At 41.2% G+C, this 25,542-nt stretch carries 28 protein-coding genes; 10 read left to right on the top strand and 18 right to left on the bottom strand.

The genetic code is table 11. The annotated features are described in order from the left end of the window. Positions 1-50 precede the first annotated feature (50 nt). The 3 genes from MKY34_RS10410 (at position 51) to MKY34_RS10400 (ending at position 2,053) form a co-directional block, all read left to right on the top strand. A complete protein-coding gene (locus tag MKY34_RS10410; protein WP_342515093.1) occupies positions 51-1,136 on the top strand; it encodes a CotH kinase family protein in 1,086 nt (361 codons plus the stop codon). Beyond that, positions 1,129-1,545 (top strand): SET domain-containing protein, encoded by a 417-nt coding sequence (locus MKY34_RS10405; protein WP_342515092.1) that lies wholly within the window; start codon positions 1,129-1,131, stop codon positions 1,543-1,545. The genes MKY34_RS10410 and MKY34_RS10405 overlap by 8 nt, the downstream gene beginning before the upstream one ends. A 139-nt stretch (positions 1,546-1,684) precedes the next feature. After that, positions 1,685-2,053 (top strand): hypothetical protein, encoded by a 369-nt coding sequence (locus MKY34_RS10400; protein WP_342515091.1) that lies wholly within the window; start codon positions 1,685-1,687, stop codon positions 2,051-2,053. A gap of 282 nt (positions 2,054-2,335) precedes the next feature. On the opposite strand, the gene MKY34_RS10395 is transcribed toward MKY34_RS10400, so the two are convergent. From MKY34_RS10395 to MKY34_RS10385, 3 genes are all read right to left on the bottom strand, one after another. Then, the gene (locus MKY34_RS10395; protein WP_342515090.1) at positions 2,336-2,995 is read right to left on the bottom strand and encodes a 3-oxoacid CoA-transferase subunit B; all 660 of its coding nucleotides are present in this window, start codon (positions 2,993-2,995) and stop codon (positions 2,336-2,338) included. 23 nt (positions 2,996-3,018) lie between these two features. Further along, complete coding sequence (locus MKY34_RS10390) at positions 3,019-3,705, bottom strand: CoA transferase subunit A (protein WP_342515089.1); 687 nt, start codon at positions 3,703-3,705, stop codon at positions 3,019-3,021. 142 nt (positions 3,706-3,847) lie between these two features. Continuing rightward, complete coding sequence (locus MKY34_RS10385) at positions 3,848-5,230, bottom strand: aspartate aminotransferase family protein (protein WP_342515088.1); 1,383 nt, start codon at positions 5,228-5,230, stop codon at positions 3,848-3,850. Between the two features lie 258 nt (positions 5,231-5,488). Between MKY34_RS10385 and glnH the strand changes: the two genes are divergently transcribed. The 5 genes from glnH (at position 5,489) to MKY34_RS10360 (ending at position 9,511) form a co-directional block, all read left to right on the top strand. Beyond that, entirely contained in the window at positions 5,489-6,280 is a 792-nt protein-coding gene (gene glnH, locus MKY34_RS10380) for a glutamine ABC transporter substrate-binding protein GlnH (RefSeq protein WP_342515087.1), read from the top strand. A 101-nt stretch (positions 6,281-6,381) separates the two neighbouring features. After that, positions 6,382-7,050 carry an ABC transporter permease subunit gene (locus MKY34_RS10375; protein ID WP_342515086.1) on the top strand — a complete coding sequence of 223 codons (669 nt, stop codon included), beginning with the start codon at positions 6,382-6,384 and terminating at the stop codon, positions 7,048-7,050. Further along, positions 7,047-7,769, top strand: coding sequence for an amino acid ABC transporter ATP-binding protein (locus MKY34_RS10370; protein ID WP_342515085.1), 723 nt, complete (start codon positions 7,047-7,049; stop codon positions 7,767-7,769). The genes MKY34_RS10375 and MKY34_RS10370 overlap by 4 nt, the downstream gene beginning before the upstream one ends. A 28-nt stretch (positions 7,770-7,797) precedes the next feature. Further along, positions 7,798-8,595 (top strand): nitrilase-related carbon-nitrogen hydrolase, encoded by a 798-nt coding sequence (locus tag MKY34_RS10365; protein ID WP_342515084.1) that lies wholly within the window; start codon positions 7,798-7,800, stop codon positions 8,593-8,595. 52 nt (positions 8,596-8,647) lie between these two features. Beyond that, a complete protein-coding gene (locus MKY34_RS10360; protein WP_342515083.1) occupies positions 8,648-9,511 on the top strand; it encodes a MurR/RpiR family transcriptional regulator in 864 nt (287 codons plus the stop codon). Positions 9,512-9,671: 160 nt separating this feature from the next. On the opposite strand, the gene rlmN is transcribed toward MKY34_RS10360, so the two are convergent. The 3 genes from rlmN to MKY34_RS10345 all read right to left on the bottom strand — a co-directional run bounded on the left by rlmN (position 9,672) and on the right by MKY34_RS10345 (position 11,895). Next, positions 9,672-10,736 carry a 23S rRNA (adenine(2503)-C(2))-methyltransferase RlmN gene (gene rlmN / locus MKY34_RS10355; RefSeq protein WP_342515082.1) on the bottom strand — a complete coding sequence of 355 codons (1,065 nt, stop codon included), beginning with the start codon at positions 10,734-10,736 and terminating at the stop codon, positions 9,672-9,674. Between the two features lie 139 nt (positions 10,737-10,875). Continuing rightward, the gene (locus tag MKY34_RS10350; RefSeq protein ID WP_342515081.1) at positions 10,876-11,253 is read right to left on the bottom strand and encodes a cytochrome-c oxidase; all 378 of its coding nucleotides are present in this window, start codon (positions 11,251-11,253) and stop codon (positions 10,876-10,878) included. A gap of 459 nt (positions 11,254-11,712) precedes the next feature. Continuing rightward, on the bottom strand, positions 11,713-11,895 hold the full coding sequence (locus MKY34_RS10345) for a hypothetical protein (RefSeq protein WP_342515080.1): 183 nt from the start codon (positions 11,893-11,895) through the stop codon (positions 11,713-11,715). Between the two features lie 266 nt (positions 11,896-12,161). Between MKY34_RS10345 and MKY34_RS10340 the strand changes: the two genes are divergently transcribed. Beyond that, entirely contained in the window at positions 12,162-13,793 is a 1,632-nt protein-coding gene (locus MKY34_RS10340) for an ABC transporter substrate-binding protein (protein WP_342515079.1), read from the top strand. A gap of 116 nt (positions 13,794-13,909) precedes the next feature. On the opposite strand, the gene hisC is transcribed toward MKY34_RS10340, so the two are convergent. The 8 genes from hisC to hisZ are packed head-to-tail and all read right to left on the bottom strand — an operon-like array spanning position 13,910 to position 20,864. Beyond that, the gene (gene hisC, locus MKY34_RS10335; protein WP_342515078.1) at positions 13,910-14,971 is read right to left on the bottom strand and encodes a histidinol-phosphate transaminase; all 1,062 of its coding nucleotides are present in this window, start codon (positions 14,969-14,971) and stop codon (positions 13,910-13,912) included. Continuing rightward, a complete protein-coding gene (gene hisIE / locus MKY34_RS10330; protein ID WP_342515234.1) occupies positions 14,964-15,611 on the bottom strand; it encodes a bifunctional phosphoribosyl-AMP cyclohydrolase/phosphoribosyl-ATP diphosphatase HisIE in 648 nt (215 codons plus the stop codon). Before hisIE ends, hisC begins: the two co-directional genes overlap by 8 nt. Next, positions 15,608-16,369: an imidazole glycerol phosphate synthase subunit HisF gene (hisF, locus tag MKY34_RS10325; protein WP_342515077.1), complete on the bottom strand. Its 762-nt coding sequence runs from the start codon at positions 16,367-16,369 to the stop codon at positions 15,608-15,610. Before hisF ends, hisIE begins: the two co-directional genes overlap by 4 nt. Continuing rightward, positions 16,359-17,081, bottom strand: coding sequence for a 1-(5-phosphoribosyl)-5-[(5-phosphoribosylamino)methylideneamino]imidazole-4-carboxamide isomerase (gene hisA, locus MKY34_RS10320; protein ID WP_342515076.1), 723 nt, complete (start codon positions 17,079-17,081; stop codon positions 16,359-16,361). Before hisA ends, hisF begins: the two co-directional genes overlap by 11 nt. A 47-nt stretch (positions 17,082-17,128) precedes the next feature. Beyond that, entirely contained in the window at positions 17,129-17,713 is a 585-nt protein-coding gene (hisB, locus tag MKY34_RS10315; RefSeq protein ID WP_342515075.1) for an imidazoleglycerol-phosphate dehydratase HisB, read from the bottom strand. Beyond that, a complete protein-coding gene (gene hisD / locus MKY34_RS10310; protein ID WP_342515074.1) occupies positions 17,706-18,992 on the bottom strand; it encodes a histidinol dehydrogenase in 1,287 nt (428 codons plus the stop codon). The genes hisB and hisD overlap by 8 nt, the downstream gene beginning before the upstream one ends. A gap of 6 nt (positions 18,993-18,998) precedes the next feature. Beyond that, positions 18,999-19,625, bottom strand: coding sequence for an ATP phosphoribosyltransferase (gene hisG, locus MKY34_RS10305; protein WP_342515073.1), 627 nt, complete (start codon positions 19,623-19,625; stop codon positions 18,999-19,001). Beyond that, complete coding sequence (gene hisZ / locus MKY34_RS10300) at positions 19,626-20,864, bottom strand: ATP phosphoribosyltransferase regulatory subunit (protein ID WP_342515072.1); 1,239 nt, start codon at positions 20,862-20,864, stop codon at positions 19,626-19,628. Positions 20,865-20,960: 96 nt separating this feature from the next. Here hisZ and MKY34_RS10295 point away from each other — a divergent pair, with 96 nt between their 5' ends. Then, positions 20,961-21,755: a histidinol-phosphatase HisJ family protein gene (locus MKY34_RS10295; protein ID WP_342515071.1), complete on the top strand. Its 795-nt coding sequence runs from the start codon at positions 20,961-20,963 to the stop codon at positions 21,753-21,755. A 187-nt stretch (positions 21,756-21,942) separates the two neighbouring features. Here the strand turns inward: MKY34_RS10295 and MKY34_RS10290 are convergent, their stop codons facing one another. Genes MKY34_RS10290 through MKY34_RS10275 form a run of 4 tightly spaced genes read right to left on the bottom strand, consistent with a single transcriptional unit; the run spans position 21,943 to position 25,530 of the window. After that, positions 21,943-22,515 (bottom strand): YdcF family protein, encoded by a 573-nt coding sequence (locus tag MKY34_RS10290; protein ID WP_342515070.1) that lies wholly within the window; start codon positions 22,513-22,515, stop codon positions 21,943-21,945. 9 nt (positions 22,516-22,524) lie between these two features. Then, complete coding sequence (locus MKY34_RS10285) at positions 22,525-23,199, bottom strand: ABC transporter ATP-binding protein (RefSeq protein WP_342515069.1); 675 nt, start codon at positions 23,197-23,199, stop codon at positions 22,525-22,527. Then, positions 23,192-24,310: an ABC transporter permease gene (locus tag MKY34_RS10280; protein WP_342515068.1), complete on the bottom strand. Its 1,119-nt coding sequence runs from the start codon at positions 24,308-24,310 to the stop codon at positions 23,192-23,194. Before MKY34_RS10280 ends, MKY34_RS10285 begins: the two co-directional genes overlap by 8 nt. Further along, the gene (locus MKY34_RS10275; RefSeq protein WP_342515067.1) at positions 24,307-25,530 is read right to left on the bottom strand and encodes an ABC transporter permease; all 1,224 of its coding nucleotides are present in this window, start codon (positions 25,528-25,530) and stop codon (positions 24,307-24,309) included. The genes MKY34_RS10280 and MKY34_RS10275 overlap by 4 nt, the downstream gene beginning before the upstream one ends. Positions 25,531-25,542: the final 12 nt, after the last annotated feature.

The raw sequence follows: 25,542 nt of genomic DNA, 5'->3' as shown, positions 1-25,542 counted from the left end.
ATCTCAAACAATAATAGACGGACTAAATATATAGAAAGGAAAGAGATTTTATGTCCTATCTAATTCCATCTTATTTGTTGAGCATCGAAGAAGAGAACCTAAAGGAGTTACGGGGAGATTTATGGAATGACGACCCCGTTCCCGCCGATTTAAAGGTAGGAGACACCACATATGACGTGGATATTGCCTACCGAGGATCTTTTACGCGGAAACTTCGCAAAAAATCTTATCGGATTGAGTTCATCAATCCCAAATCATTTTGCGATGCCCGAGAAATACACCTCAATGCAGAATACAAAGATCCTTCTTTTATCCGCAATAAACTTTCTTTTGACTTCTTCCATGATCTTGGTGTTTTAGCACCACAAAGTCAGCATATCAATTTAATCCGCAATGGTACTCATAAAGGCCTCTATTTACAATTAGAGTCCGTTGACGAGTTTTTCTTGCAAACAAGAGAACTTCCTCTCGGCCCCATCTATTATGCCGTAAACAATAACGCCAACTTTTCTTTGATGAAAGACGAAACTATGAAAAATTCGCTTCTTTCCGGTTATCGACGAGCATTTGGAAGCTCATCAGACGATGACCTTCTCCTCGATTTGATCAGTAAAATTAACACCATACCTCTTGCTAATTTCGCTGATGAAATTTCCAAGTGTATCAATATAGATAAATTTTTACGTTGGCTAGCTGGAGCTGTTTGCACAATGAATAATGACGGGTTCACACATAACTATGCGCTGTACCATAATAGTGAGTCCAGTTTGTTCGAAATCATTCCCTGGGACTATGATGCAACGTGGGGGCGGAACGTTGAAGGTGAAATCATGCGGCATAATTATGTTCCTCTTGATGGAAAGAAAAATAACCACCTTTGCTATCTCCTAATGCGTGTTCCAGAGCTTCGTAAGCTTTACAAAAGCATCCTAGAGGAGATTTTAGAAACAAAATTCACAGTTGACTATATGGAAAACAACATAATTTCTCTGCATGAAGCTCTGCGCCCACATGTTCTTACAGATCCCTATAAAAAGAATATACTTGGTAAATTTGATCATGAACCCAAATTCATTTGTCAATTTATTCGCGACCGTAGTTGCTATTTGAAAAAGCAGCTAGTGGATTTTGACTAATGTAAATACGCGAAGAGGAGAAACTACTCTGTTACCGATATGCATAAAAGATACGGGAAAGTATGGGAGAGGGGTCTATGCGACACGTGATATTAAAAAAGGGGAACTCATTGAAGCATCACCTGTTTTAGTATCATGTCAAGATGAATGGAAGTATCTCGAGAAGACAATACTTTTTGATTACTGCTTCACTTGGGGGAATAATTATGAGCATACCGCAATCGCTTTAGGCTATGGATCACTATTTAACCACTCCTATATGCCAAATGCGACATTCGTTAATAATCTAGATAATCTATCTATCGATTTTTATGCATTCAATGATATTAAAGAAGGGGAAGAGATTACAATAAATTACAATGAAGATGTCGAAGATAAAAATCCATTGTGGTTTGATGTAATCGAATAGCTATCGTTCTAAATTCCTTGAACACTCTGCCGAATCCCACTACCCATCTTAGGAGAATGGGATTTCGATTTTTAATGTATTCAGTAGCGCAAACCGCCCTTCATTCGGTATGATAGATACTGAAAGCAGGTGCGGTTTTATGGATAATAAATTGTGGAAAATTGGCTTTTTCACCGGACTCACGTCATTCGTGCTTCTAATACTCGGTGTACGCACGGTTTTAGGCCAAGATCTTGTATGGAAAAACTATATCGCATTCGGCGCATTTGGCCTAATTGCAGGTATTTTATCTTCCTTATTATTATTTTACAACTTAAAAATCGCTTTTCGTATTTTTATGGCAGCACTCATTCTTGGGTTTGCGGAGTTGTTCCGCAGCTTCTTGATGAACACAGGTGGTTTTGGCGACTTAGCAGGGATTTTGAGCCTCTTTATCATCACTTCGTTCGGATTGGGTATTGGCCTTATGGTTCAAGCCGTTGTCATCTTTACACGGAAAAGCAAATAACGTGAAAGCGCGTGCAACTCCTCGACTAGGAATGACACGCGCTTTTCAATTTATGTCCACATCCATTGCAAAACTAAACTCATAAGCTGGCGACTAAAATTTGGACAACAAAAAGACGCATCCTTTATTATCCGGTTGCGTCTTTGTTATTCTTTAATCCATGTAATGTAATTGAATTGAATTACTTAGCCTTCTCTTTCTTAATTTGCTTACTGCGTCAATGCCTATTTCTTCAATTTTGACTATAATCCAGCCGTAAATCATTTGTAAACACATCGGCACTTAAGAAACATTTTCTCTAACTTCTTTTATTATAAGTTCCACTTCCGTCGAATCTATAATATCTTGAATTGTAAATCCCTCAAATACTTCCTTTAACTCCAATCCATCAGGTGTTACATCAATTAATGCACGTTCCGTAATGATTTTATGGACGACACCTTTACCTGTAAGCGGAAGTGAGCATTCTTTTTTAATTTTTGAAGAACCGTCTTTGGCAACGTGATCCATGATGACAATGATTTTCTTCGCACCATGAACGAGGTCCATTGCACCGCCCATCCCTTTGATCATCTTACCGGGAATCATCCAGTTAGCAAGGTCCCCTTTTTCGGACACTTCCATCGCTCCAAGTATCGCAACGTCAACATGCCCCCCTCGAATCATCGCGAATGACTCTGCACTCGTAAAGTAGGCAGAACCTGGAATTGATGTGACCGTTTCTTTCCCCGCATTAATTAAATCCGGATCGACCTCTTCCACCGTCGGATAAGGTCCGATGCCAAGAAGTCCATTTTCAGACTGTAAGACGACTGTTTTATCGTCCGAAATATAGTTAGCGACGAGCGTTGGCATTCCGATCCCGAGATTGACATAGTTTCCGTCTTCAATCTCTTTTTCTGCTCGTCTTGCAATTCGCTCCCGTACATTCACTTGCCCCATATTCACACATCCCCTTTCCTTACTTATCGAGTCGTCAGGCGCTCAATTCGTTTTTCTTGCGCTGCCTGTAGAATTCCTTGCACGTAGATGCTCGGCGTGTGAACGATTGCCGGTTCTAAATCGCCTGTTTCCACAATTTCCTCGACCTCTGCAATCGTGAACTTTCCAGCTGCCGCCATCATTGGATTGAAGTTTTGAGCTGTTTTATTGTAAATAAGGTTCCCGAATTTATCTGCCCTCGCCGCACGGATCAATGCAAAATCCGCATGAAGCGCTTCTTCCAGCACATATTCTTTGCCGTCAAACTCGCGCGTTTCTTTCCCTTTCGCTATTGGCGTGCCAACGCCTGCTGGGGTGAAAAATGCTGGAATCCCCGCCCCGCCTGCACGAATCTTTTCGGCGAGCGTCCCCTGTGGCGTTAGTTCGACCTCAATTTCACCAGTGAGCACTTGACGCTCAAACTCTTTATTTTCGCCTACATATGAGCCAATCATTTTTTTAATTTGTTTGTTTTTCAATAGAAGACCAAGTCCCCACTCATCGACTCCACAGTTATTTGAAATGACCGTTAGATCCTTCACACCTTTTTCAACCAGTGCCAAGATAAGTTGCTCCGGAATTCCAACAAGCCCAAACCCTCCAACCATCAGAGTCGCGCCATCTTGAATGTCCCTAACTGCCTCTTTTGCAGATGAATAAATCGGTTTCATCTTATACCCCCTGTAAAAATAGTTAAAGTATAAACTTTTGATTCATAATAAATCTGAACAATAGAAAGGCCCACGTAGACTTACTTTTTCTAGATGGGCGTAATGTATATGTCAAATACGGAAGTGTCGTCATTACTTCCTCTTAAAACAGGATGTTTAATGTGTGTCTAAATGCTTCGAGTGTCCGTTCGACTTCTTTTTCTCCATGTACAGTAGATAAGCTAAATCGATTGAGAGGTTTGGTGTAGATCCCCTGCGATAATAAGTGGTAATCAATTTCTTTTCTAAGACCAAAATTAGATTCTTGTAAGTCACGATAACTTCGAACATGGTCTTTTTCCGTGATAACTATATTAAATATGGACCCCATCCCTATAGTCTGTGCATTAATTCCTTTTGCCGCAAACAAGTCACAAATCCCTGACTTCAATTGTTCAGTAGCATTGAATACTTGTTCAATTTCCTTTTCAAGCACTTCAATCGTCGCTAAGCCTGCTGCAAGGATTGTTGGGTGTCCATTGTAAGTCCCGCTGTGGAATAATACATCCTTAGCTCCTGATCCTTTACTTTGACTGTTATCAAAAACGTCTGATGCTGCAGTAGGTGCACTTATATCCATTATTTCTTTTTTTCCGCCGATAATCCCTACCGGAAAACCACCTCCAACAACTTTCCCTAATGCTGTTAGATCAGGTTTTATCCCATAAACCTCCTGTGCTCCTCCCAATCCTAAACGAAAACCAGTTTTAACTTCATCAAATATCAGTAGTATCCCTAACTTCTCAGTAACCTTACGTAAACCTTCCATAAAGCTTTTTTCAGCGGGAATAAACCCTCCTTGGATAGGCTCGAGAATTACTGCTGCAATCTCCTCTTTATGCCTAGTTAGAATTTCAGTTGTTGCTTCTAAGTCATTAAAAGGAAGAACAATTGTATGCTCTAAATGATAAGGATCGACACCTTTTGATTCTATGATTGCATTTGGATTGTTGGCTGGTCCAGCCTCATCAAGGGGTGGATTAACACTGAGCAACACTTGGTCATAGCCGCCATGATAATGACCTTCAAATTTTGCTATTTTATATTTTTCTGTATATGCATATGCCATCCTAATTGAAAGTAATGTGGCTTCGGTACCTGAATTGGTATAGCGCACTCTCTCCATACTTGGATATAATTCTTGGATTTTCTGTCCCATCTTCACTTCCAAATTGTGAGGAGTTCCAAATAGAAGTGTCCCTTCTTCAGTTAATTGACGTTGGATACCCTCCATTACTTTTGGGTGTCCATGACCCGTCATCAAAGCACCATAGGATAATAAGTAATCAATATATTCGTTCCCATCAACATCCGTTAAATAAGCTCCGGCTCCCTTTTTCATAATTACCGGATACGGTTCAAAGAATTTGATATTGGCAGTCACTCCACCAGGCATTATATTCCTAGAAGTCTTTGAAAACTCAAGTGATATAGGTGTTTTTTTAATATACTCTTCAATTCCAGAAAGAACTTTACTTTGCGTCATCTCTTCCACCTCTTAATGATTTTTTTATTTCATTTACAATAAAAATGAAATATTTATTTCAATTATACATAACGTAAAACCTTTTGCAAACCTATTACAAGAATCTTTTAAATTATTCATTATCTTTCACCTCGCAAAAACAAGCATCTATATGAAATAAAAATATTTTTTTATTATCCGTAATGAAATACTTGTTGCATAATTCTTTGTATTCAAATATTATGAGTATGAAAGTAATACTTTTAAGGAGGAATTGAAATGCAAAGGGGAATTTTAAGAAGATGGACACTCTATGCCGTCTTATTTAGTAGTTTGGTTGCTGCTGGATGCAGTTCTGGAAATGCAACAAAAGCAGATGAGCAAAAAGAAATTCTAACAGTTGGTACAGATACAAGTTATGTACCTTTTGAATTTTTAGACCAGCAATCAGGTGAACATGTTGGATTTGACATTGATTTATTGAAAGCGGTTTCAGAAGAAGCAGGATTTGAATACGAACTCAAACCAATGGATTTCACAGGTATTATCCCTGCACTTCAAACAAAAAATTTAGATTTAGCAATTGCAGGAATAACAATAAAACCAGAACGGGAAGCTGTAATTGATTTTAGCTCACCTTACTATGATGCTGGAACAGCAATTCTTGTTAGAGCAGATGAAGAAAATATAAAAAACGTTGATGATTTAAAAGGTAAAATTGTAGCTACAAAACAGGGGACATCCAGTTATGACTATGCATCTAAAATTGATGGTCTTAAAAAGTTAGTCCCCTTTCCAAACATCGACCAAGCATATATGGAACTTGAAAAAGGCTCCGCAGATGCTGTAGTTTTCGATTTACCTAACATACAGTATTACATTAAGACAAGTGGCGAAGGTAAAGTAAAGACAATAGGTGAATTATTGGAAGGACAATCTTTTGGTATTGCATTTCCTAAAGGAAGTACATTAAAAAATGATGTTGATGCAGCTTTAAAAACGTTGATAGACAATGGGACATATGACGAGTTATACGAAAGATGGTTTGGGGAAGCCCCCCCACAAAAATGAGCAAGGAAAAGAGAGCACCCAATATAGGAGTGCTCCCTCACTATTTACTAGTCATTATAGTCTTTTAAAAGTGGGAATTTAGATGAAAGTGGGGATAGTTTATGGATAATGGATTTAAATTGGATTGGGGATATGCGATTGATGCACTCCCTTTCTTGCTCCAAGGAATAAAATATACTATATTAATTGCATTTATTGGTATTCTAATTGGGTTTCTCATCGGAATCGTTATCGGATTAGGGAGACTCTCTAAAAACAAGTTTCTTTTTGGCCTTTCTACTGTTTATGTAGAAATGATACGTGGTACCCCTATCATGGTACAAGCTCTCTATATTTACTTTGCACTGCCAATGATATTTGGTATTAAAATCGATCCACTTGTAGCCGGAGTTACTACTATTGCTATAAATGCAGGTGCTTACATTGCCGAAATCGTACGTGGATCCGTACAAGCAATAGACAAAGGTCAAATAGAAGCTGGTAGATCACTTGGTCTCACAAAATTGCAAACTTTATATCGTATTACATGGCCCCAAGCTTTCAGAAGAATGATACCACCACTGGGAAATCAGTTTATTATCAGTCTTAAAGATACCTCTTTACTGACCGTTATTGGTGTAGGAGAACTGACCCGCCAAGGAACTATAGTTGTTTCGTCTAACTTCCGTGCAGTCGAGGTGTACACGGCAGTTGCCATTCTATATTTAATTTTGACGTTATCGATTTCTTTCGGTTTGCGTTTTATTGAAAGGAGGATGCAAGTTAAATGATCCAAGTAAATGACTTACACAAACATTATGGGGACTTGGAAGTTCTTAAAGGTATTGCTTGCAATATAAAAGCACAAGAAGTGATTTCCATTATCGGCCCCTCAGGCTCTGGAAAAAGTACATTTCTTCGTTGTTTAAATTTGCTAGAGGAAGTTACCTCCGGCGAAATCGTTATTGAAGGTGTGTCCTTAACTGACAAAAGCACCGACATTAACAAAGTCCGCAGCGAGGTAGGAATGGTTTTCCAACAATTCAACTTATTCCCTCACATGACGGTCATTGAAAACATTACATTAGCTCCGATGATTGTGAGTAAAGTAAAAAAAGCAAATGCACGTCAAAATGCGATGGAACTCCTTGATAAAGTTGGACTTGCAGACAAAGCAGATGTATATCCCGATAAACTGTCTGGTGGGCAGAAGCAACGTGTAGCCATCGCGCGAAGTTTAGCTATGAATCCAAAAATCATGTTGTTCGATGAACCTACCTCAGCCCTTGATCCCGAATTAGTAGAAGAAGTATTATCAGTCATGAAAGATTTAGCAAAAAGCGGAATGACTATGGTCGTTGTTACACATGAAATGGCTTTTGCCCGTGATGTTTGTGATCGAGTCATCTTTTTCGATCAAGGAATTATCATGGAAGAAGGTCATCCAGAAAAAATATTTACCAATCCCGAAAACGAGCGAACAAAATCATTTTTAAGAAAAGTGTTATAATCATTATAGAAAAAAGGAAGTGTTTGGAATGGTTAAAATCGCAGCTATACAAATGCAGTCAAAACCTAACCTTGGTGAAGAAAATACAACAAAAGCAATCTCAATGATTACAGAAGCAGCAAGCAAAGGTGCAAAATTAATTGTACTACCAGAACTTTGGATTAGCGGGTATTATTTATCACGTGAGGAATTTGATGTTTTTGGTGAAAAACCCCTTGGAAAGACAATATCTCTATTCCAAAAAATCGCCAAAGAATTGAACGTTGTGCTTGTCGTGCCATTTGTCGAAGAAGAAGGCGAAAACATTTACATTGCTAGTGCAGTTATAGAGAATAATGGAGAATTACTTACCTCCTACAGAAAGTCTTTCCTATGGGGGCGTGAAAAAAATGTCTTTACGCCTGGTGAAAGAAATTATAACGTCATTCCTACTTCGGTCGGTAATATTGGTGTTCTTATTTGTGCAGACATTGAATTTCCAGAACCCAGTCGTATCCTAGCCTTACAAGGCACACAGTTAATTATCTGTCCTTCAGTATGGAGTATTCCAGCCGAGTCTAGATGGGATATTCAATTGCCTGCGCGTGCATTAGATAATACTGTGTATGTGCTTGGCGTAAATACAGTACATGAAGGTAGTTGCGGTAAAAGTAAGCTTGTAGCCCCGAATGGAAAGGTACTAGTTGAGTCGCCTAGGGATGAGGAACATATTCTTCTTTATGATATGGATTTGTCACTTATTAGGAAAACAAGGTTTGATGTTCCCTACCTCGACGATTTAGATCGTAATTTGATACCCAAAAGTACACCGGCTATTAATTACTAAATTTAGTTATGCCAGAATTGTAACCAAATACTATTTAAAGGATTGAATTTGGATGAGTCAAAAAAATGTTTTTCAACATGTTGCGGAAAACATTACCCAACTGAGCAAATCACATAAAAAAATCGCAAACTACATTTTAAAGAATTCCAATATTGTTCCCTTTTTCAAAGTAGCAACGCTTGCCAAAAAAGCTGACGTAAGTGAAGCAACAGTCGTTAGGTTCGCAACTACTTTGGGCTATTCTGGCTACCCAGAAATGCAACAGTATATGCAAAACTCGATCCAAGAGCAATTGACGGCGACTGATCGATTGAAAATGTCTTCTCATGTCTACGATGATAAAGAACAAGCCATTTATGACATTTTCAATGATGACATTGATAATATTAAGTCAACTATGGAGAATCTGGATATTGAGTCTTTTCATAGGGTAGCAACAATTCTTTTAAATGCGAATAAGGTCTATATCTCTGCGAATAGAAGTGCTGCATCACTAGGTGTCTTTCTGCAATATTATTTAAACATTATTCTTGAGAACTCTGAAATCTTAGGGTCCTTTGAAAGTATTTCCGAACAACTCTACTCTTTAAATCAGGATGATGTCGTTATTGGAATAAGTTTTGCCCGTTATTCAAGCAGCACCATTAACACAATCGCTTTTGCCAAGGACATGGGAGCAAGCACAATCGCAATTACGGATAACTTACTGTCTCCCCTACTACATCATTCAGACATCACCTTAACCGCCTCAAGCGATATGCCTTCGTTCATAGATTCTTTCACCGCTCCTTTAAGCCTAATCAATGCTTTAATTGTTTATTTAGGGAAAGAACGTGAAAAGGAAGTCGAAAATCGCCTTAATAAGATGGAAGAAATGTGGAGCAAATTCGGTACATTTTATAAAAAAGAGATTTAATATGACAAAAATGCTTCAGCCCCAAAACAATTCCCATTGTATTGGTAAGCTTACATTTTTTGAGCTATTAAGAATTCAGTGTCTCCTCCGCCTATAAACTAATGGAAACAGCGGCTAATCCTCATATTATGGGGATTAGCCGCTGTTTCACTACACTCGATTATTTCGCTTTCTCTTTCTTAATTTGCTTACTGCGTAACTGACCACACGCCGCGTCAATATCCGTTCCTTGTTCAAGACGAACACCGCCATTGATGCCTTTTTTACGAAGTGCTTTGTAAAATGCATCGATTGCTTCTGGTGTACTACGGCGGTATTGGTCATGCTCATCAACTGGGTTATAAGGAATTAAGTTGACGTAGGATAGATGACGTTTATTTTCCAGTAATTTCCCTAATTGTTGCGCTTCTGCCACATGATCATTGACATCTTGCAACATAATGTATTCAAACGTAATTCGACGATTAGTCGTTTCCAAATAATAATCAATGGAATCCATCAACACTTCGATTGGGAACGCTTTGTTAATTTTCATAATGCGTGTACGTAAGTCATTGTTTGGTGCATGTAACGACACAGCCAAGTTGACTTGGATGTTTTCATTGGCAAATTCTCTGATTTTATGTGGGTTCCCACTTGTCGATACCGTAATATGACGTGCACCAATGGCCAATCCTTTTTGGTCGTTGACGACGCGAAGGAAATCCATCAAGTTCGTGTAATTGTCGAACGGTTCGCCGATGCCCATAACAACAATATGACTGACACGATCCTCTTGCTCTTTTGCGTCAAGATGGAACTGTACTTTCATAATTTGCTCAACGATTTCGCCTGCGTTTAAATCGCGGCTCTTTTTCAATAATCCACTTGCACAGAAACTACAGCCAATGTTACAGCCGACTTGTGTTGTTACACAAACCGAATGACCGTAAGGGAATTTCATCAATACCGTCTCGATTAAATTACCGTCCTGCATTTTAAATAGGAACTTGATCGTTCCATCTGCCGACTCTTGCTTCACAGTTTGCTCCAATGTCTGAATTGCAAAATTGTCTTCCAACAATTGTAGACATTCTTTGTTCACATTTGTCATTTCCGCAAAACTTGTGACGCGTTTTTTGTACAGCCAATCCCATACTTGGGATGCACGGAATTTTTTATGGCCTCGCTCTAATAACCATTCTGTTAGTTGCTCCATCGTTAATCCATATATAGAATTCTTCATTATGACTCCTCATTTCAAAAAATACAATTCACATAGTATACTACAGGAAATGAGGTATTGGAACAACTTATTTTGTTTGTGAATGCCAATCAACCCTTATCGACACCGCTCCGATAAAAGGCTGATTGACATCCATTTTTTAAGCCGAACGTTTATTAAGATTCAGCAAAACATTAAAACCAAAACAGAAAATACCAATCAGTGTCGCTGCGCCACCAGCAGTTGCAATTGGAAAAAATACAGGACTCACGCCTAAAATGGCTAAAGCAATGGCAATCATCATCACCGGCAAACCGATATTATGCAGCCAGAAATGCGCTTTTGCCAAACCGGTCTTCCCCAAATTGGGATACAAATGATAAAATACCCCTACTAAAGCCAACGACATCCAACCGAGTAAAGTGATGTGAACATGCACAGATGTCATGTTGAAGACATGCGTGACCGACATGTATAACCCAAACGCAATCCCAATCATGAAATAGACGACAGAAATCTTCAGCAGTGATTTCGCCATACCCCTCACCTCCTATCTGCCCTCAATAAAACCCAAAATGTTAGCACTAATCCATCATATGAATTCGACCAGCAAATTATGGTTCATGTCCATCAAGTGAAACCGATACAATAATCAATTACGCCTCGGCGTAATTGCGTCCAGATTTTTTTCGAGCTCGGGGCCTACAGGAAGTAGGTCATGCAGTCGTCGTGACAGGACGTCGCGCACTTAGACTGCCTTCCAAAGCACCCCTAAAAAATCTGTGACATCCGCCGGAGGCTTTGTCTTCGTTCAGCAGGCGTTTGAACACCCGATGAACAGTAAAACAAAACCGCATTCATCTCGCCACCTACCGAGGAGGAAGTTTTCTATAGCTGACGCTTCGCTTTCAGTACAAAAAGATTTGCTGAATGAAGATAAAAAACTAGGGTCTCCCTTCATTCGAGGGGAACCCTAGTCTCGCTGCTTCTCTTCACGTCATTGTGCGTTACTTTTTGTTTCTTTTTCTCGTTTAACTTTTACAACAAGTGTGAGTGTATTCAATAGACATAACACTGTAAAAAAGATTCCAATGCCCACTTGTCCGCTCGAAAATCGCGTAACCGCAAAATACCCCATAAACAAAATAAGTGCAACATCAATGTATTTTGACCCTAACATAACGATAAACCTCCCTACTCTTCACCATTACAATAGTACAAGTATAACAGTTTCCCATATATGTTGTTTACTTTTAGGCAATCCATTTACACAGCAACACCTCTACTGATATTAACCAAAAAAAAATCACTCGGAGCCTTCATTGACGAATAACCCTCTGTAATATATGATATATCGATAGTGAATTTTGTCGAATAATGCGATTCGTGCGAAGAATTTTTCAAGATTACCTTCGTACATCTCATTGACACAGAGGAGGAGTTTCCATGAATAGAAAAGCGTTAATAACTATGAGCATTTTACTTGTCCTATCCGTACTGCTAAGCGCTTGTGCAGGGGATAAGAAGAGCGATGCCGACAAACCAAGCAAAGATGATGGTACAACTAAACAAGGTGGCACAGTGATCTATGCCCGTGGTGCGGATTCTGTTGGGTTAGATCCTATCAATATTACAGATGGCGAATCGATTCGCGTCACCCATGCGATTTTCGAAACATTATTTGAATACGATACAAATCTAGAATTGCAGCCTAAATTAGCGGAATCTTACGAAGTTGCAGACGATGGCGTAACATGGAAGCTTCGCCTGAAAGAAGGAATTCAGTTCCATGATGGCACCGATTTCAATGCAGATGCAGTCGTCTTCAACTTTGAACGTTGGATGGATCCTGAAAACCCATACCATATTGGAGACTTTCCATATTATCCGTTTCTATATGGTGGATTCAAAGGTGATCCAACCCATAAAATTGAACACGTAAAAGCAGTAGATCCATCAACTGTTGAAATCAAATTGACCGAACCAACTGCTCCTTTCATTAGTTTCCTAGCCATTCCCATGTTCGGAATCGCAAGCCCTACAGCCATCGAAAAAAACAAGGATAACTTTTATGAACATCCTGTAGGCACAGGTCCATTTGAATTCGAAAGTTGGACGCGAAACGATAAAATCGTCTTAAAAGCAAACGAAAATTATTATGTGAAGGGGCAACCACTGCTAGATAAGATGATTTTCACAGTCGTTCCAGACAATTCTGCGCGTTTAAATGCACTAACGACGGGAGAAGCAGATATCATCGATGGCATGAATCCAGGTGATGCCGGCACAGTCGAAGCTAATCCAAACTTGAAACTCATTAAACGCCCAAGTTTCAACATCAGCTACCTAGCATTTAACACACAAAAAGCGCCTTTCGATAACGTAAAGGTACGCCAAGCAATTAATATGGCCATTGATAAAAAAGGCTTAGTCGATGGATTCTTTAGCGGCTACGCTGAAGTAGCAAAAAATCCGATTCCACCATCACTGTGGGGATTCAATGATGGCATTGAAGACTATTCATTTAACGTAGAAGAAGCAAAGAAATTACTCGCAGAAGCTGGTTATCCAGACGGCTTTAAAACGGAAATTTGGACAATGAGTAATCCAAGACCGTATATGCCACAACCTTTAAAATCCGCCGAAGCTATGCAAGCCAATTTGAAAGCAGTTGGCATCGAAGCAGATATCCTTACGTATGAATGGGCGACCTATTTAGAAAAAGTGAGTGCAGGTGAACATACAATGGCGATGTATGGTTGGACAGGAGTCATGGCAGATCCCGACAACTTCCTCTACCCGAACTTAAGTAGCACCAACGTTGAAAAACCTGCCAGCAATAGTGCTTTCTATGTAAATGAGGAATTCCAAGCCTTAATCGAAAAAGCACGTGTTACATTCGATCAAGATGAACGTATTGCGTTATATCAAGAAGCGCAAGTTCTGTTCCACGCAGATGCTCCGTGGGTACCGATCGCACATACAACACCGCCAATTGGTCTTGCTGATTATGTAGAAGGCTTTGAAGCACACCCGATGGAAAATGATAATTTTGCGACACTCTATTTAACGAACTAAAGAAAAGCGCAGGCGCCTTGGTGCTAGAGCCTAGACTGTAAGTTACGTAGAAAAACTGATAATTTCTCACCTTCAAAAAAACTGTAAACCCTTTAAGCACAAGGGTTTACAGTTTTTTATTTTTCTAAAATCTCTCGTAATTTCACAGCGAATTGCTTCATCTGTTCATCCGTCCCGATGGTAATACGTAAATAGTTATCAATTCCTGGTTTATTGAAATAACGAACGAGGATGCCCCTTTTTTTCAATGCATTGTATAAATACTCTGCAGAGACCGTTTCATGACTAGCGAACACAAAATTCGCTTGCGAAGGGGGAACAGAAAAACCAAGCTGTTCCAATGTCGTTTGGATTTTATTACGCGTAGCAATAATCTTCCCTGTCGTTTCCGCAAAATACGCTTCATCCTCAAACGCCGCTTGAGCCCCGACAAGTGCCAGTCGGTCCAATGTATAGGAGTTAAATGAATCTTTAATGCGAACTAGTGCAGCAATCAACGAAGTATTCCCCATCGCAAAGCCGACACGTAAGCCCGCCAATGACCGTGATTTGGATGTCGTCTGCACAACGAGTAAATTATCGTACTGCTGTATGAGTTCCGCCGCAGATTTCGATGCAAAATCAATATACGCTTCATCGATAATAACGACTTTGTCTGGGTTATTTTTCACAATAGCCTCGATATGTTCAAGTTCAGTATACAGACTTGTCGGTGCGTTCGGATTCGGTAAAATAACACCACCTTCAGACTGAAAGAACTGGTCAACTTGCAATGTAAAATCGTCATTTAACGGTACTTCTTCATATGGAATATCAAAAAGCTTGGCATATACCGGATAAAAACTATACGTAACGGCCGGAAAACGGATTGCCTGCCCAGGCTCAAAAAACGCCATAAAAGAAAAGGCCAATACTTCGTCTGAGCCGTTGCCGACAAATACTTCGTCGGCACTTAGTCCATAGCTACGACCAACCGTTGCACGCAAATCATCTGCTGTTGGTGATGGATATAATTGCAGATTGCGCTCCATCTCCCCACGAATCGCTTCCATGACTTTTGGACTCGGCGGATATGGGTTTTCATTGGTATTTAACTTTACAATGTTCGGCTGAATGACTTGCTCCCCAGGTACATACGGCTCCGTCCGTTTCACCATACTGCTCCAAAATTTACTCATTGCGCAACACTTCACGATTTGGACGTCTTTTGCGTAATTCACCTTTAACATCTTCCACTGTAACACCAAGCTCTTCCATTAAAACAAGGGAATGATACGTCAAGTCTGCCAGCTCACTCGTCACTTCAGCTTTGTCTCGATTTTTTGCACCGATGACAACTTCCGTTGTTTCTTCCCCAACTTTTTTCAGGATTTTATCCAAGCCTTCGCGGAAGAGATATGTTGTGTACGAACCTTCTACAGGGTTATTATGGCGCTCTTTAATTTCATCGACCACTTCTTGTACAACTTCCCGACTGGATGTAGTAACTTCTAACGCTTTCGTGTTGAAGCAAGTCACTTCACCTGTGTGGCAAGCAGGTCCCTGCGGTAATACTTGTACTAAAATGGTATCTTGATCGCAATCGAAAAACAGGCGTTGAACTTGTTGACGATTGCCTGAAGTAGCGCCTTTATTCCAAAGCTCTTGTCTAGAGCGACTAAAAAACCACGTTTCTTTCGTTTCTATCGTTTTTGTCAATGCTTCTTCGTTCATATAAGCGAGCATCAAGACCTTGCCTGTCCGATCATCTTGCACGATTGCGGGGATTAACCCGTCTTTATCAAATGTCAGATTATCAATGTCAATTGTCATAGTCAGTCATTCCCAACAGATGTATTTTGTTCCGCTAAATAGTTTTTCAAATCACCAATGTGAATATCTTCGAAATGGAAAACAGATGCTGCGAGTGCCGCATCAGCTTTTCCTTCGGTCAAGACAGTGCGGAAGTGTTCAGGTTTCCCAGCTCCCCCACTTGCAATAACCGGGATTGTAACGGCCTCTGCAACGGCTCGTGTCAATTCAAGATTATACCCGTCCTTGACGCCATCTTCACCGATACTATTGACGACTAGTTCACCTGCACCAAGCTTTTCGCCACGTACCGCCCATTCGATGGCATCCATGCCCGTATCCTCTTGTCCACCTTTGGCAAAGACCGACCATTTAGAGGGACCCACTTCGTTGACATCCATCGATAAAATCACACGCTCAGAACCAAATTTCTTCGCCGCTTCTTCTATTAAAGAAGGATTCGTGAGCGCTGCACTATTAATGGAGACTTTATCGCCTCCTGCATCAAACACTTTTTGAATGTCATCAATCGTTCGGATGCCCCCACCAACGATAAAGGGAATCGGCACTTCTTTCGCAATTTCTGCAATCAAATCCAGAAACATGGCACGATTTTTCGTTGAAGCAGCGATATCGTAAAATACCAGCTCATCCGCACCGTCAGCTACATATTTTTTAGCCAATGTTAGCGGATCTGCGACTTCTTTCACTTCAAGAAACTTTTTGCCTTTTACGACTTTCCCGTTATCAAAATCTAAACATGGAATAATTCGATTACTTGGCATCGTTGTCGTCCTCCAATAGTTTGACTAAAGATAGTTTTCCTTCGTATAGCGCCTTACCGATAATCGCTCCGTACATATTCAGTTCTCGCAACTTTGCGATATCTTCCTCCGTCGAAACACCACCTGATGCGATAATGTCAATCGACGAGGCGTTATTCATCATTTCAAGTTCGTATAAGTTCGGCCCTTGCAACATGCCATCTTTCATAATGTCTGTATAGACTACGGTTTGCACACCAATTTCCACTAGCTTTTGCAACAGATCCACCGCTTTGACATCGCTCGTTTCCGTCCAGCCATCCGTTGCCACAAAGCCGTTACGTGCATCAATGGAAACTGCAATCTTGTCGCCATATTTCGCCACAGCTTCTGCTAGAAATTGCTGATTTTGAATAGCGGCTGTCCCGATAATAACACGGCTCACGCCCGCCGCAATATGTGCGTCGACGATATCCATTGAACGAATGCCGCCTCCTACTTGCACCGGAATCGATACACTACCCGCAATCGCTTGAATTGCTTCTTTGTTCAGCGAATCGCCCGTTTTTGCACCGTCCAAATCGACAACGTGAATATAAGCAGCTCCTTGCTCCTCCCACTCTTTTGCCATGGCAGTTGGTGAATCGTTGTAAATAATTTCTTTATCGTAATCCCCTTGAATCAATCGAACACATTTCCCACCGCGAATATCAATTGCAGGAAATAAAATCATGATGGTATCCCCCTTTTCATGTCTAGACTCCAGGCGCCCGCTTTTCTTTATAGCATTCCCTTAGTAGATGGAACGCCTTTCACGTCTGGATTAATGGTACTCGCAACTCGCAATGCCCGGCCGAATCCTTTAAAGATTGATTCGATAATATGGTGCGTATTTTTGCCGTATTGTAAATTGATATGCAAATTGATTTTCGCATTATTTGTAAAAGCGATGAAAAACTCTTCCACAAGCTCTGTATCAAAGTTGCCGACTTTATCTTTCATGCCGTCGACATTGAAAACCAAATAAGAACGTCCGCTCAAATCTAACGACACAGTCGACAGTGCTTCATCCATCGGTGTGGATATCGTCGCATAGCGCTCGATGCCTTCTTTTGTGCCAATGCTGTCAGCAAATGCTTGTCCTAAGACAATGCCGATATCCTCAACCGTATGGTGCTGGTCCACATCAATATCGCCATCACAATCGACCGTTAAATCGAATCGACCATGTTTAGTAAATAACGTTAGCATATGATCTAAAAAGCCAACACCCGTGTTAATATCCGTTTTGCCGCTACCATCTATCGCGAAGTCCAATTGAACTTTCGTCTCCGCTGTTTGTCTTGCAATCGATTTACTACGCATTGTTTTCCGCCTTTCTCACTTGAATCGACTTTGCATGCGCTGTTAAGCCTTCCGCATTAGCGATTGTTATGATGTCGTCTGCAACGTCTTGCAACGCTTGCTGTGAATACTGAATAATGCTTGATTTTTTCATGAAATCATAAACGCCTAGTGGTGAAGAAAACGCCGATGTTCCACTCGTTGGCAAAGTATGGTTTGGTCCTGCCATATAATCCCCGAGCGCTTCTGGTGAGTAATTACCTAAAAAGATGGCGCCTGCATGATGAATATATGGCAATTGTTCCATCGGATTTTCTACCATGAGCTGTAAATGTTCAGGTGCTAGCTCGTTGACGAATTGGAATACTTCATCTAATGTGTCAACGAGCACGATGCGACCATTATCCGCAATGGATTTCTCGATGATGTCCTTACGATCAGCACAGGCGATTTGCTCTGCCACATCCACTTGCAGTGCTTCCGCAAACGTAGCGCTCGTCGTGACACAAATAGCTGTCGCCCGCTCATCATGCTCGGCCTGTGACAATAAATCCGCCGCCACAAACGTCGGATTCGCTGTATCATCTGCAACGACGCAAATTTCACTTGGTCCTGCAATCATATCAATCGCCACGTCTCCAAATACCCACTTTTTCGCACGTGCGACAAATGCATTACCGGGACCTGTAATCTTCACAACTTTTTGCACCGTTTCCGTCCCATAAGCCAAGGCTGCAATCGCTTGTGCACCACCGACTTTATACACAACATCGACGCCTGCCTCTTGTGCAGCCACAAGCACATGTGGATTCACTTTGCCGTTTCGCTGCGGTGGTGTCACCATGGCAATCCGTCCCACTCCCGCAATCTTCGCTGGAATGGCATTCATGAGGACCGTTGAAGGATAGGCCGCTTTTCCTCCCGGTACATAGATACCGACACTATCCAGCGGCGTCACTTTCTGACCTAGCATAATGCCCTTATCCTGATTGATGAACCATGACTTTTCTTTTTGTTCCGCGTGGAATGCCGTAATATTACGCTTCGCTGTCCGCAATGCACCAAGAAACTCTTCCGTCACCTGCGTCTGTGCTTCCTCAAACTCTTCATCACTGACAATCAAACAATCAAGGCGAATGCCATCAAATTGTTCCGTATAGCTCATTAACGCCTCATCGCCTTGTTCACGTACTGTTCCGATAATTTCAAGCACAGTTTTATCGAATTCCAAGTCATTATGTTGCACCGCTTTTCCTTGTGCTTGTTCATTTGCATATTGTTCCACTGTTACAATTCGCATGCCCTATCACTCCAATGCTGCTTTTAAATCCGAGATGAATTGCTGAATTTGGCTTGTTTTCGTTGCGTAACTCGCTTTATTGACAATCAATCGTGCACTGACATCAGCAATCGTCTCCAAAACGACCAAGCCATTCTCTCGTAACGTCGCACCAGATTCTACAATGTCAACGATGACATCCGACATACCAATAAGCGGCGCCAATTCGATTGAACCATTTAATTTGATCGTTTCCACCCGAATACCTTTACTATCGAAATACTCTTTGGCTACAGCTGGATATTTCGATGCGACCGTTAATGCTGTGCTACTTGAAAACTCTTTACCTGGAAAACCTGCTACGGCTAGTTGGCATTTACCGATACCAAGATCCAATAATTCATACACATCAACAGGGTCTTCCATCAGTGTATCCTTTCCAACAACCCCAATATCTGCCGCCCCATTTGCTACATAGGTCGGAACATCGACCGCTTTTACAAATATGAGCTTTACTTGATTGTTATCATCATAGATGACCAACTTCCTACTCTCATCATGAAAGTCGGAAAACCGGACACCTGCTTTATCAAATAATGTGAGCGCTTTGTCCGCTGTACGCCCCTTTGCCATAGCGACTGTAAGATAATTCATTTATGTAGCTCCTTTCACCCCAACAAGTAACGCCAAGACCTCTTTCATATCTGAAAAAGGAATCGTTTTCTCTTTATATTGTAATTGCCCTCGCTCTTTTGCTAGCTGAATGGTGTAGACGCTTTGTTGACGATTCACACATTCCTTAGATGTCGAAAATGATAGAACACTATAATTTCGTTCACGCAATTCATTGGCAATCGCAATCGCCTGTTCCAATCGTGCATCGTCATAAATAATTTTTACATCAATTGGAAAGCGCGAACGCACTTCTCTACTTTCTGTAGCTTTGACAATGGATTCAATTTCACATGCGAAACCAACAGCCGGAAGTGCTGAACCAAACTCATCCCCTAAACGGTCATAACGTCCGCCCATCAAGACCGGCTTGCCTAACTTCTCAACATACCCTTGAAAAATAACACCGGAATAATAGCCCATATGATTAATCAACCCTAAATCACTGACAATATACTGTTCCAAGCCGTACATTTTTAAGATGTCGTAGACGTCCGTTAAATAATCGAGCGTCTCTTGCATTTTCTGCGTTAAGGCAATTCCCTTCGCTCGTTCACTCACTTCAGCCGGATTGCCATATAAAAAGGGAATCCGTTCAATCGCCTCTCGCACTTCCGCATCAATATCGAGACGTTGAAGGTACGGGCCAATTTCCACAACATTTTTCGCTTGAATAAGCGTCTTCAACTGTGCAATTTGTTGGTCTGATAGAGGGAGATCTTGCACAAGTTCATGGAAAAAGGAAGCATGACCAATTTCGATTTTAATGTCCAAGAATCCTAAGTCTTTCATCGTATGGCAAGCGAGCGCAATGACTTCTGCATCCGCTTCGGCCGAGCTTTGACAAAAATATTCAACACCGGCTTGCGTACTTTCGATACTGTCGTTACGATCGGTTGGTTGACGAAATACTTCTTGCACGTAAAAGTAACGAAGCTCGTCTGCCAATTCAGGCGTATTTTCCGCTAATTCGCGTGTAATCGGAATGGTGACATCCGGCCTCAAGACGAGCACTTGCCCTGTTTGATCAATCACTTTAATCATTTCATTTTGATTAATCGAACTTTTCACCTTAGAATATAAATCATATTGTTCGAAAGCTGACGTTTTAATGCGTTTGTAGCCGTACGTTGTAAAGCGCTTATTAATGGTCTTAATGATTCGTTCCACTTTTTCATTATCGTATAACATACGTTCAGGATACACTTCGTTTTTGACCAAATCCAACACCTCTACTTTATTACTTTACTAGACTAAAGTTATTTAGTACTATAAGGGTATATCTACGAAATGTCAACACAAGGAGATGACTTTTTTATGTTTGATTATCATGTACATAGTTCTTTTTCAGCCGATTGCTCGATTCCAATGGAGGAAATGATTGCAAGTGCCATCCAAAAAGGACTGACGGAAATTTGCTTCACAGAACATATTGACTACGAATACCCAGATACCCTTGTTTTTGATTTTGATAAACAGGCCTATGCAAACAAGGTGCACGAATTACAACAAAAGTATGAAGGGCAAATTCGCATTAAGAAAGGCGTTGAAATCGGCGTACAGCCTCATATACTTGATCAATACGAAGCCCTCATGGATCGGGAGACATTCGATTTCATCATCTGTTCCATGCACACCGTCGAGAAAAAAGGCTTACATTACGGCGAATTTTTCGAAAATAAAACACTTGAAGAATCATATGGTATTTACTATGGCGAGCTCTTAGATTGCGTGCAAAATTACAAACAATTTAATATCCTAGGCCATGCCGATCTTGTGAAAAGATATACAAAACAACATTGCGACAATCCCTTCCATGATGAACTGCGGGCAATTTTCAACATTATCATTCCCGAAGGAAAAGGCATCGAGTTAAATACATCTGGTGTGCGCTATGGGTTAACAAGTGGCATGCCAAGCGATGATATTTTAAAACTGTACAAACAATGCGGCGGTGAAATCATCACACTTGGATCCGATGCCCATAAACCAGACGACATCGCCTTCCAATTCCGCGAATCGCTTGAATTATTGCAATCTATAGGATTCAAGTATATCACGACATTTGACAATCAAAAACCGAGTTTTCAACCAATTAGCAATTTGTTGTGAACAATTATTCAGTGGCTCATCTTTCGCAAATCAAAAACCACTTCATCTGTCGAATAATTTCGTAGATCAAGTGGTTCTTTGATGTGGAATGAATTAATACTGGAGTTGAGAGGACAGTTTCGCCTTTTGCGCTGACCGTTTCGGAACTTGCACTGACAATCGCTATTTTTTCACCGACAGTCCCCTCTTACTTCCCCACAATATACGTTTTCACAAGCGCAAGGCGCTCTCGCATCTTGAGTTTCTCCTCCACGACTTGCGGCGTTTTTGCCGCCACTCCGTCGGTTTGTATTTCAAGACGGGCAGCAAGTTTTCTTGCACGTGCGAGATGAAAATCACTCGTAATAATCGTGACAGAGTCAACTGTAGATGGTAATAACTCCTTCGAAAACAACAGATTTTCATAGGTTGAAGTAGAACGATCTTCTATAATGAGCCGCTCTTCGGCAATGCCATTGTCCGTTAAAAATTGTCGCATCGCTTCCGCTTCACTCATCGGCTCATCCGCACCTTGTCCCCCTGATACTATCAATGTCACATGAGGATACGCCTCTGCATAGGCCAACGCCGCTTCCATGCGATAGAGCAATGACAGCGATGGACGATCTTGTTTCACTTTTGCGCCCAGTACAATAGCATAGTCATTCGTACCATCTGCCTTCGGTTCCAAGCCATCAGCCATCCACTTTTCAGTTAGCCACCAGCAAAACAAACCACCCAAAATCACCCCAAACAAACATAAGCCCATTATTTTCTTCATCCTCATCCCTCACCTCAACTGTTCCACAATCAGATTATGTTCAGTCAATAGATTTGTGTAAAATGGGTCTTTTCCAATTGCATACACTCGGTCGCAAATATGCGTAATTTCATCCATATCATGAGAAGTATACAGTATCATTTTGCCTTCTTTTTTTGCCAAGCTATGCAAATAGGAACCGATTTCCGTTTTAGACTTAAGGTCAATCCCAACTGTCGGTTCATCGAGCAATAACAAAACCGGGTCATGGAGCAGGCTAATCACTAAGTTCAATTTCCTTTTCATACCGCCCGATAATGACTGAACCGGTTCTTTCCACTGCGTTAACTGCATGTCTAAACAGAGCTGTCGGCACTCTTCCTTCGTTCGCCTTTTCCATGAGAGCTTTTCAAAAAATCGCATATTCTCTTCTACCGTGAATTCATCCCAAATAGAAAGTTCTTGTGGAACATAGCCAATTCTCCTTCGAATTTTCTTCATATCACTAGCATAAGACAGTCCATCCAAGACAATCTCACCCTGCGTTGGTTGCATAACTGTTGCCAATAGTTGTAGGAGCGTCGATTTCCCCGCACCATTCTCACCAACAAGGCCAACAATGTCCCCTTGTTTCATTTGAAAAGATATATTCTCCAAAACGAGCCTTTTTTTATACTTCTTCTGAAGATTCGATACTTCAAGCATAGGATTTCCTTCCTTTCCACAGCCATAAGACTAGGATGAATAAAAGCATAGCAAGCCACGGTACTGATACAGTCCCCGTTAGGAGGGCATGCACCGGGCTTAGCACTTCTATCCACGGCCATTTTCTTGCAAGACCCTCCACTGGCACAATAGCCCCGCCAACAACAACGAGCAATAAGGTCAATGCAACACCGCTTATATAATAGAAGAACAGCTGTCGATAAACCGTTGCAAGTAAAAAAGCGCACAGATTGATGGTAAATCGGAAAGCGACAAGTGCCAGCACAAGCTGCGTTAGCTTTTCTTGAAATATAACTGCTGTCAGTAAATCCACGACTACTAAAAGTACTGTATATAACGCAAATGTCCCCAGCGCATACCTGTTAAACGAAAGCGTCGTAAAAGCCCAACGTGGTTGCATCGATGGCCGGTTTTCTTTCAGCATCCAGTCAAATAAGAAAAAGGTTGTCAGCATCGCAAACAATGCCCAAACACCCCAGACTTGCAATAGTGGCAATGCTTGTCCGACACCATCCTCACTTTTATCATAATATGTGAAACTCGACTGAAGCAAAGCCTCCTCTCGTTGTCGCTCTCGACTACTGTCGATAACCTTTGTATAACTCCATTTTTCTTCCATATGATGCGTTTCAAATAACGCCTTAATCACGAACGCCGCTTTCGATCGGGCTGCATCCTGCTGGGCAAAAGAAGTAACCGTTTCTACAACAGCTTGATAAGCAAACGAACGATTAGAAGAATACGCCTCGATCAATTGATTGCGCCGCCCCGACAAAATGCTTTCCTCATAGCCTTGACGAATAACAAAGACACTATCTAACTCATGCTGTTCCAGTTTATGTAGCGCATCTTCCAGCTCCATAAATTCAATATGTAGGAGTTCTGTTTCTGCAATGGCCTCCACAAGATGTGCCGCCATGTCTGTCTGTTCTTCCACCACAAGCGCAATCGGCACTTTCGTTTCTGCTTGCCAAATGTCAACACTTTGTAGCACGAACAATGTCAACACGATCGGTAACAAAAGCCAGCACAATAAGCTTTTCCATTCCTTCTTCCAACGCATCAGACGGGTAGCTAGCAGGACCTTCATTGAACCAACCTCCCTTTCCAGACCGTTGACACCCAGAGTAGCAACGAACCCACTACAGCAAAGGCTGCTAAGACGGTAAAATTCGCATAATTACGTTCCTCCAAGATAATATCAATCAACCAATTCATGCTCTCGTAAGAAAAGACATACGGCAAAACCGCTTGGACTGCCAGTGGAAAATAGAGCGTTGGAATCACCGCACCACTCATTAGGACTAACAACAACATCCATAGGCTTTGCCCTAACAGCGTCACTTTTCGGGATGAAACCCATACATCGATCATGGCAATCCCTATGAGCAACAGCCATGCGTAAAGAGCTGTAAACAAGCCAATGCGTAAATAATCGATTGTAAACAAGCCAAAGTCGGCATAACGATTGATGATGCCAAATAGCATAGCCGCAAGCACAAGACTACCACTCCATGCCACAAGCATACGCGCAATGACCCGTTGCCACATCGTCACACCGAACAACGTCATGCGGACAAGCATCCCTGGATGTTCCTCTTTTCCCAACACCATATAAAACGCAAGCAACCAAACGGATAAGACGATAAACCAGCCTGCTACTACGTAATAATGCATCGGCGAGGATGTCGCAATATTAGTCAGCACCTCTTCATCGAGCAACTTATCTTTGCCTAGTGTATACAGTGTAAAATCCATAAACTGCTGAAACATCAGCTCCTGACGCTCCTCTTTTGACATCGGCGTCATTTTAGCATAGTCATTGATTGTCAGTATATTTGCCTGCGCCGCTGCAATATAACGTGCCATGCTTTCCACTAACTCTTTCACAAGATAGCTTTCGATAGGTCTCGAAGGGTTTCCGACAATAGGAATGGTCACAGACTCTCCCTCGTACAAATCCGCCGTAAAACCTTCTGAAAATAAAAAATAAGTACTGATCTCATCTTCCTCTATTAATTGCACCGCTTCCTCTTTTGATAGCGAAACAATCTGAAGATATTGGTTGACCGAAGCCGTTTCTTCTAGCAAGCTGCTAAATAGAACAGACTCTTTCGTTCTATCCTCATCCACCAACGCAACCCGCATAGGAGACGTTTCCTCAGGTAACAATAACCCAACTACCAAGCTCAACAATAAACCGATTAACACAATTGGAAATAGAAAAAGAAGAAGAAGTGTCCCCCACTTCTTCTTCAACTGACGATTGTATTGACCTATAAAAAACGCTATTCTTCTAATGGATAGCATAGTACTCACTTC

Origin of the sequence: Sporosarcina sp. FSL K6-1522, assembly GCF_038622445.1 — a bacterium.
GTDB lineage: Bacteria > Bacillota > Bacilli > Bacillales_A > Planococcaceae > Sporosarcina.
Note: the sequence above shows the minus strand (reverse complement) of the source record. Positions and strands in the feature narration are given on the sequence as shown.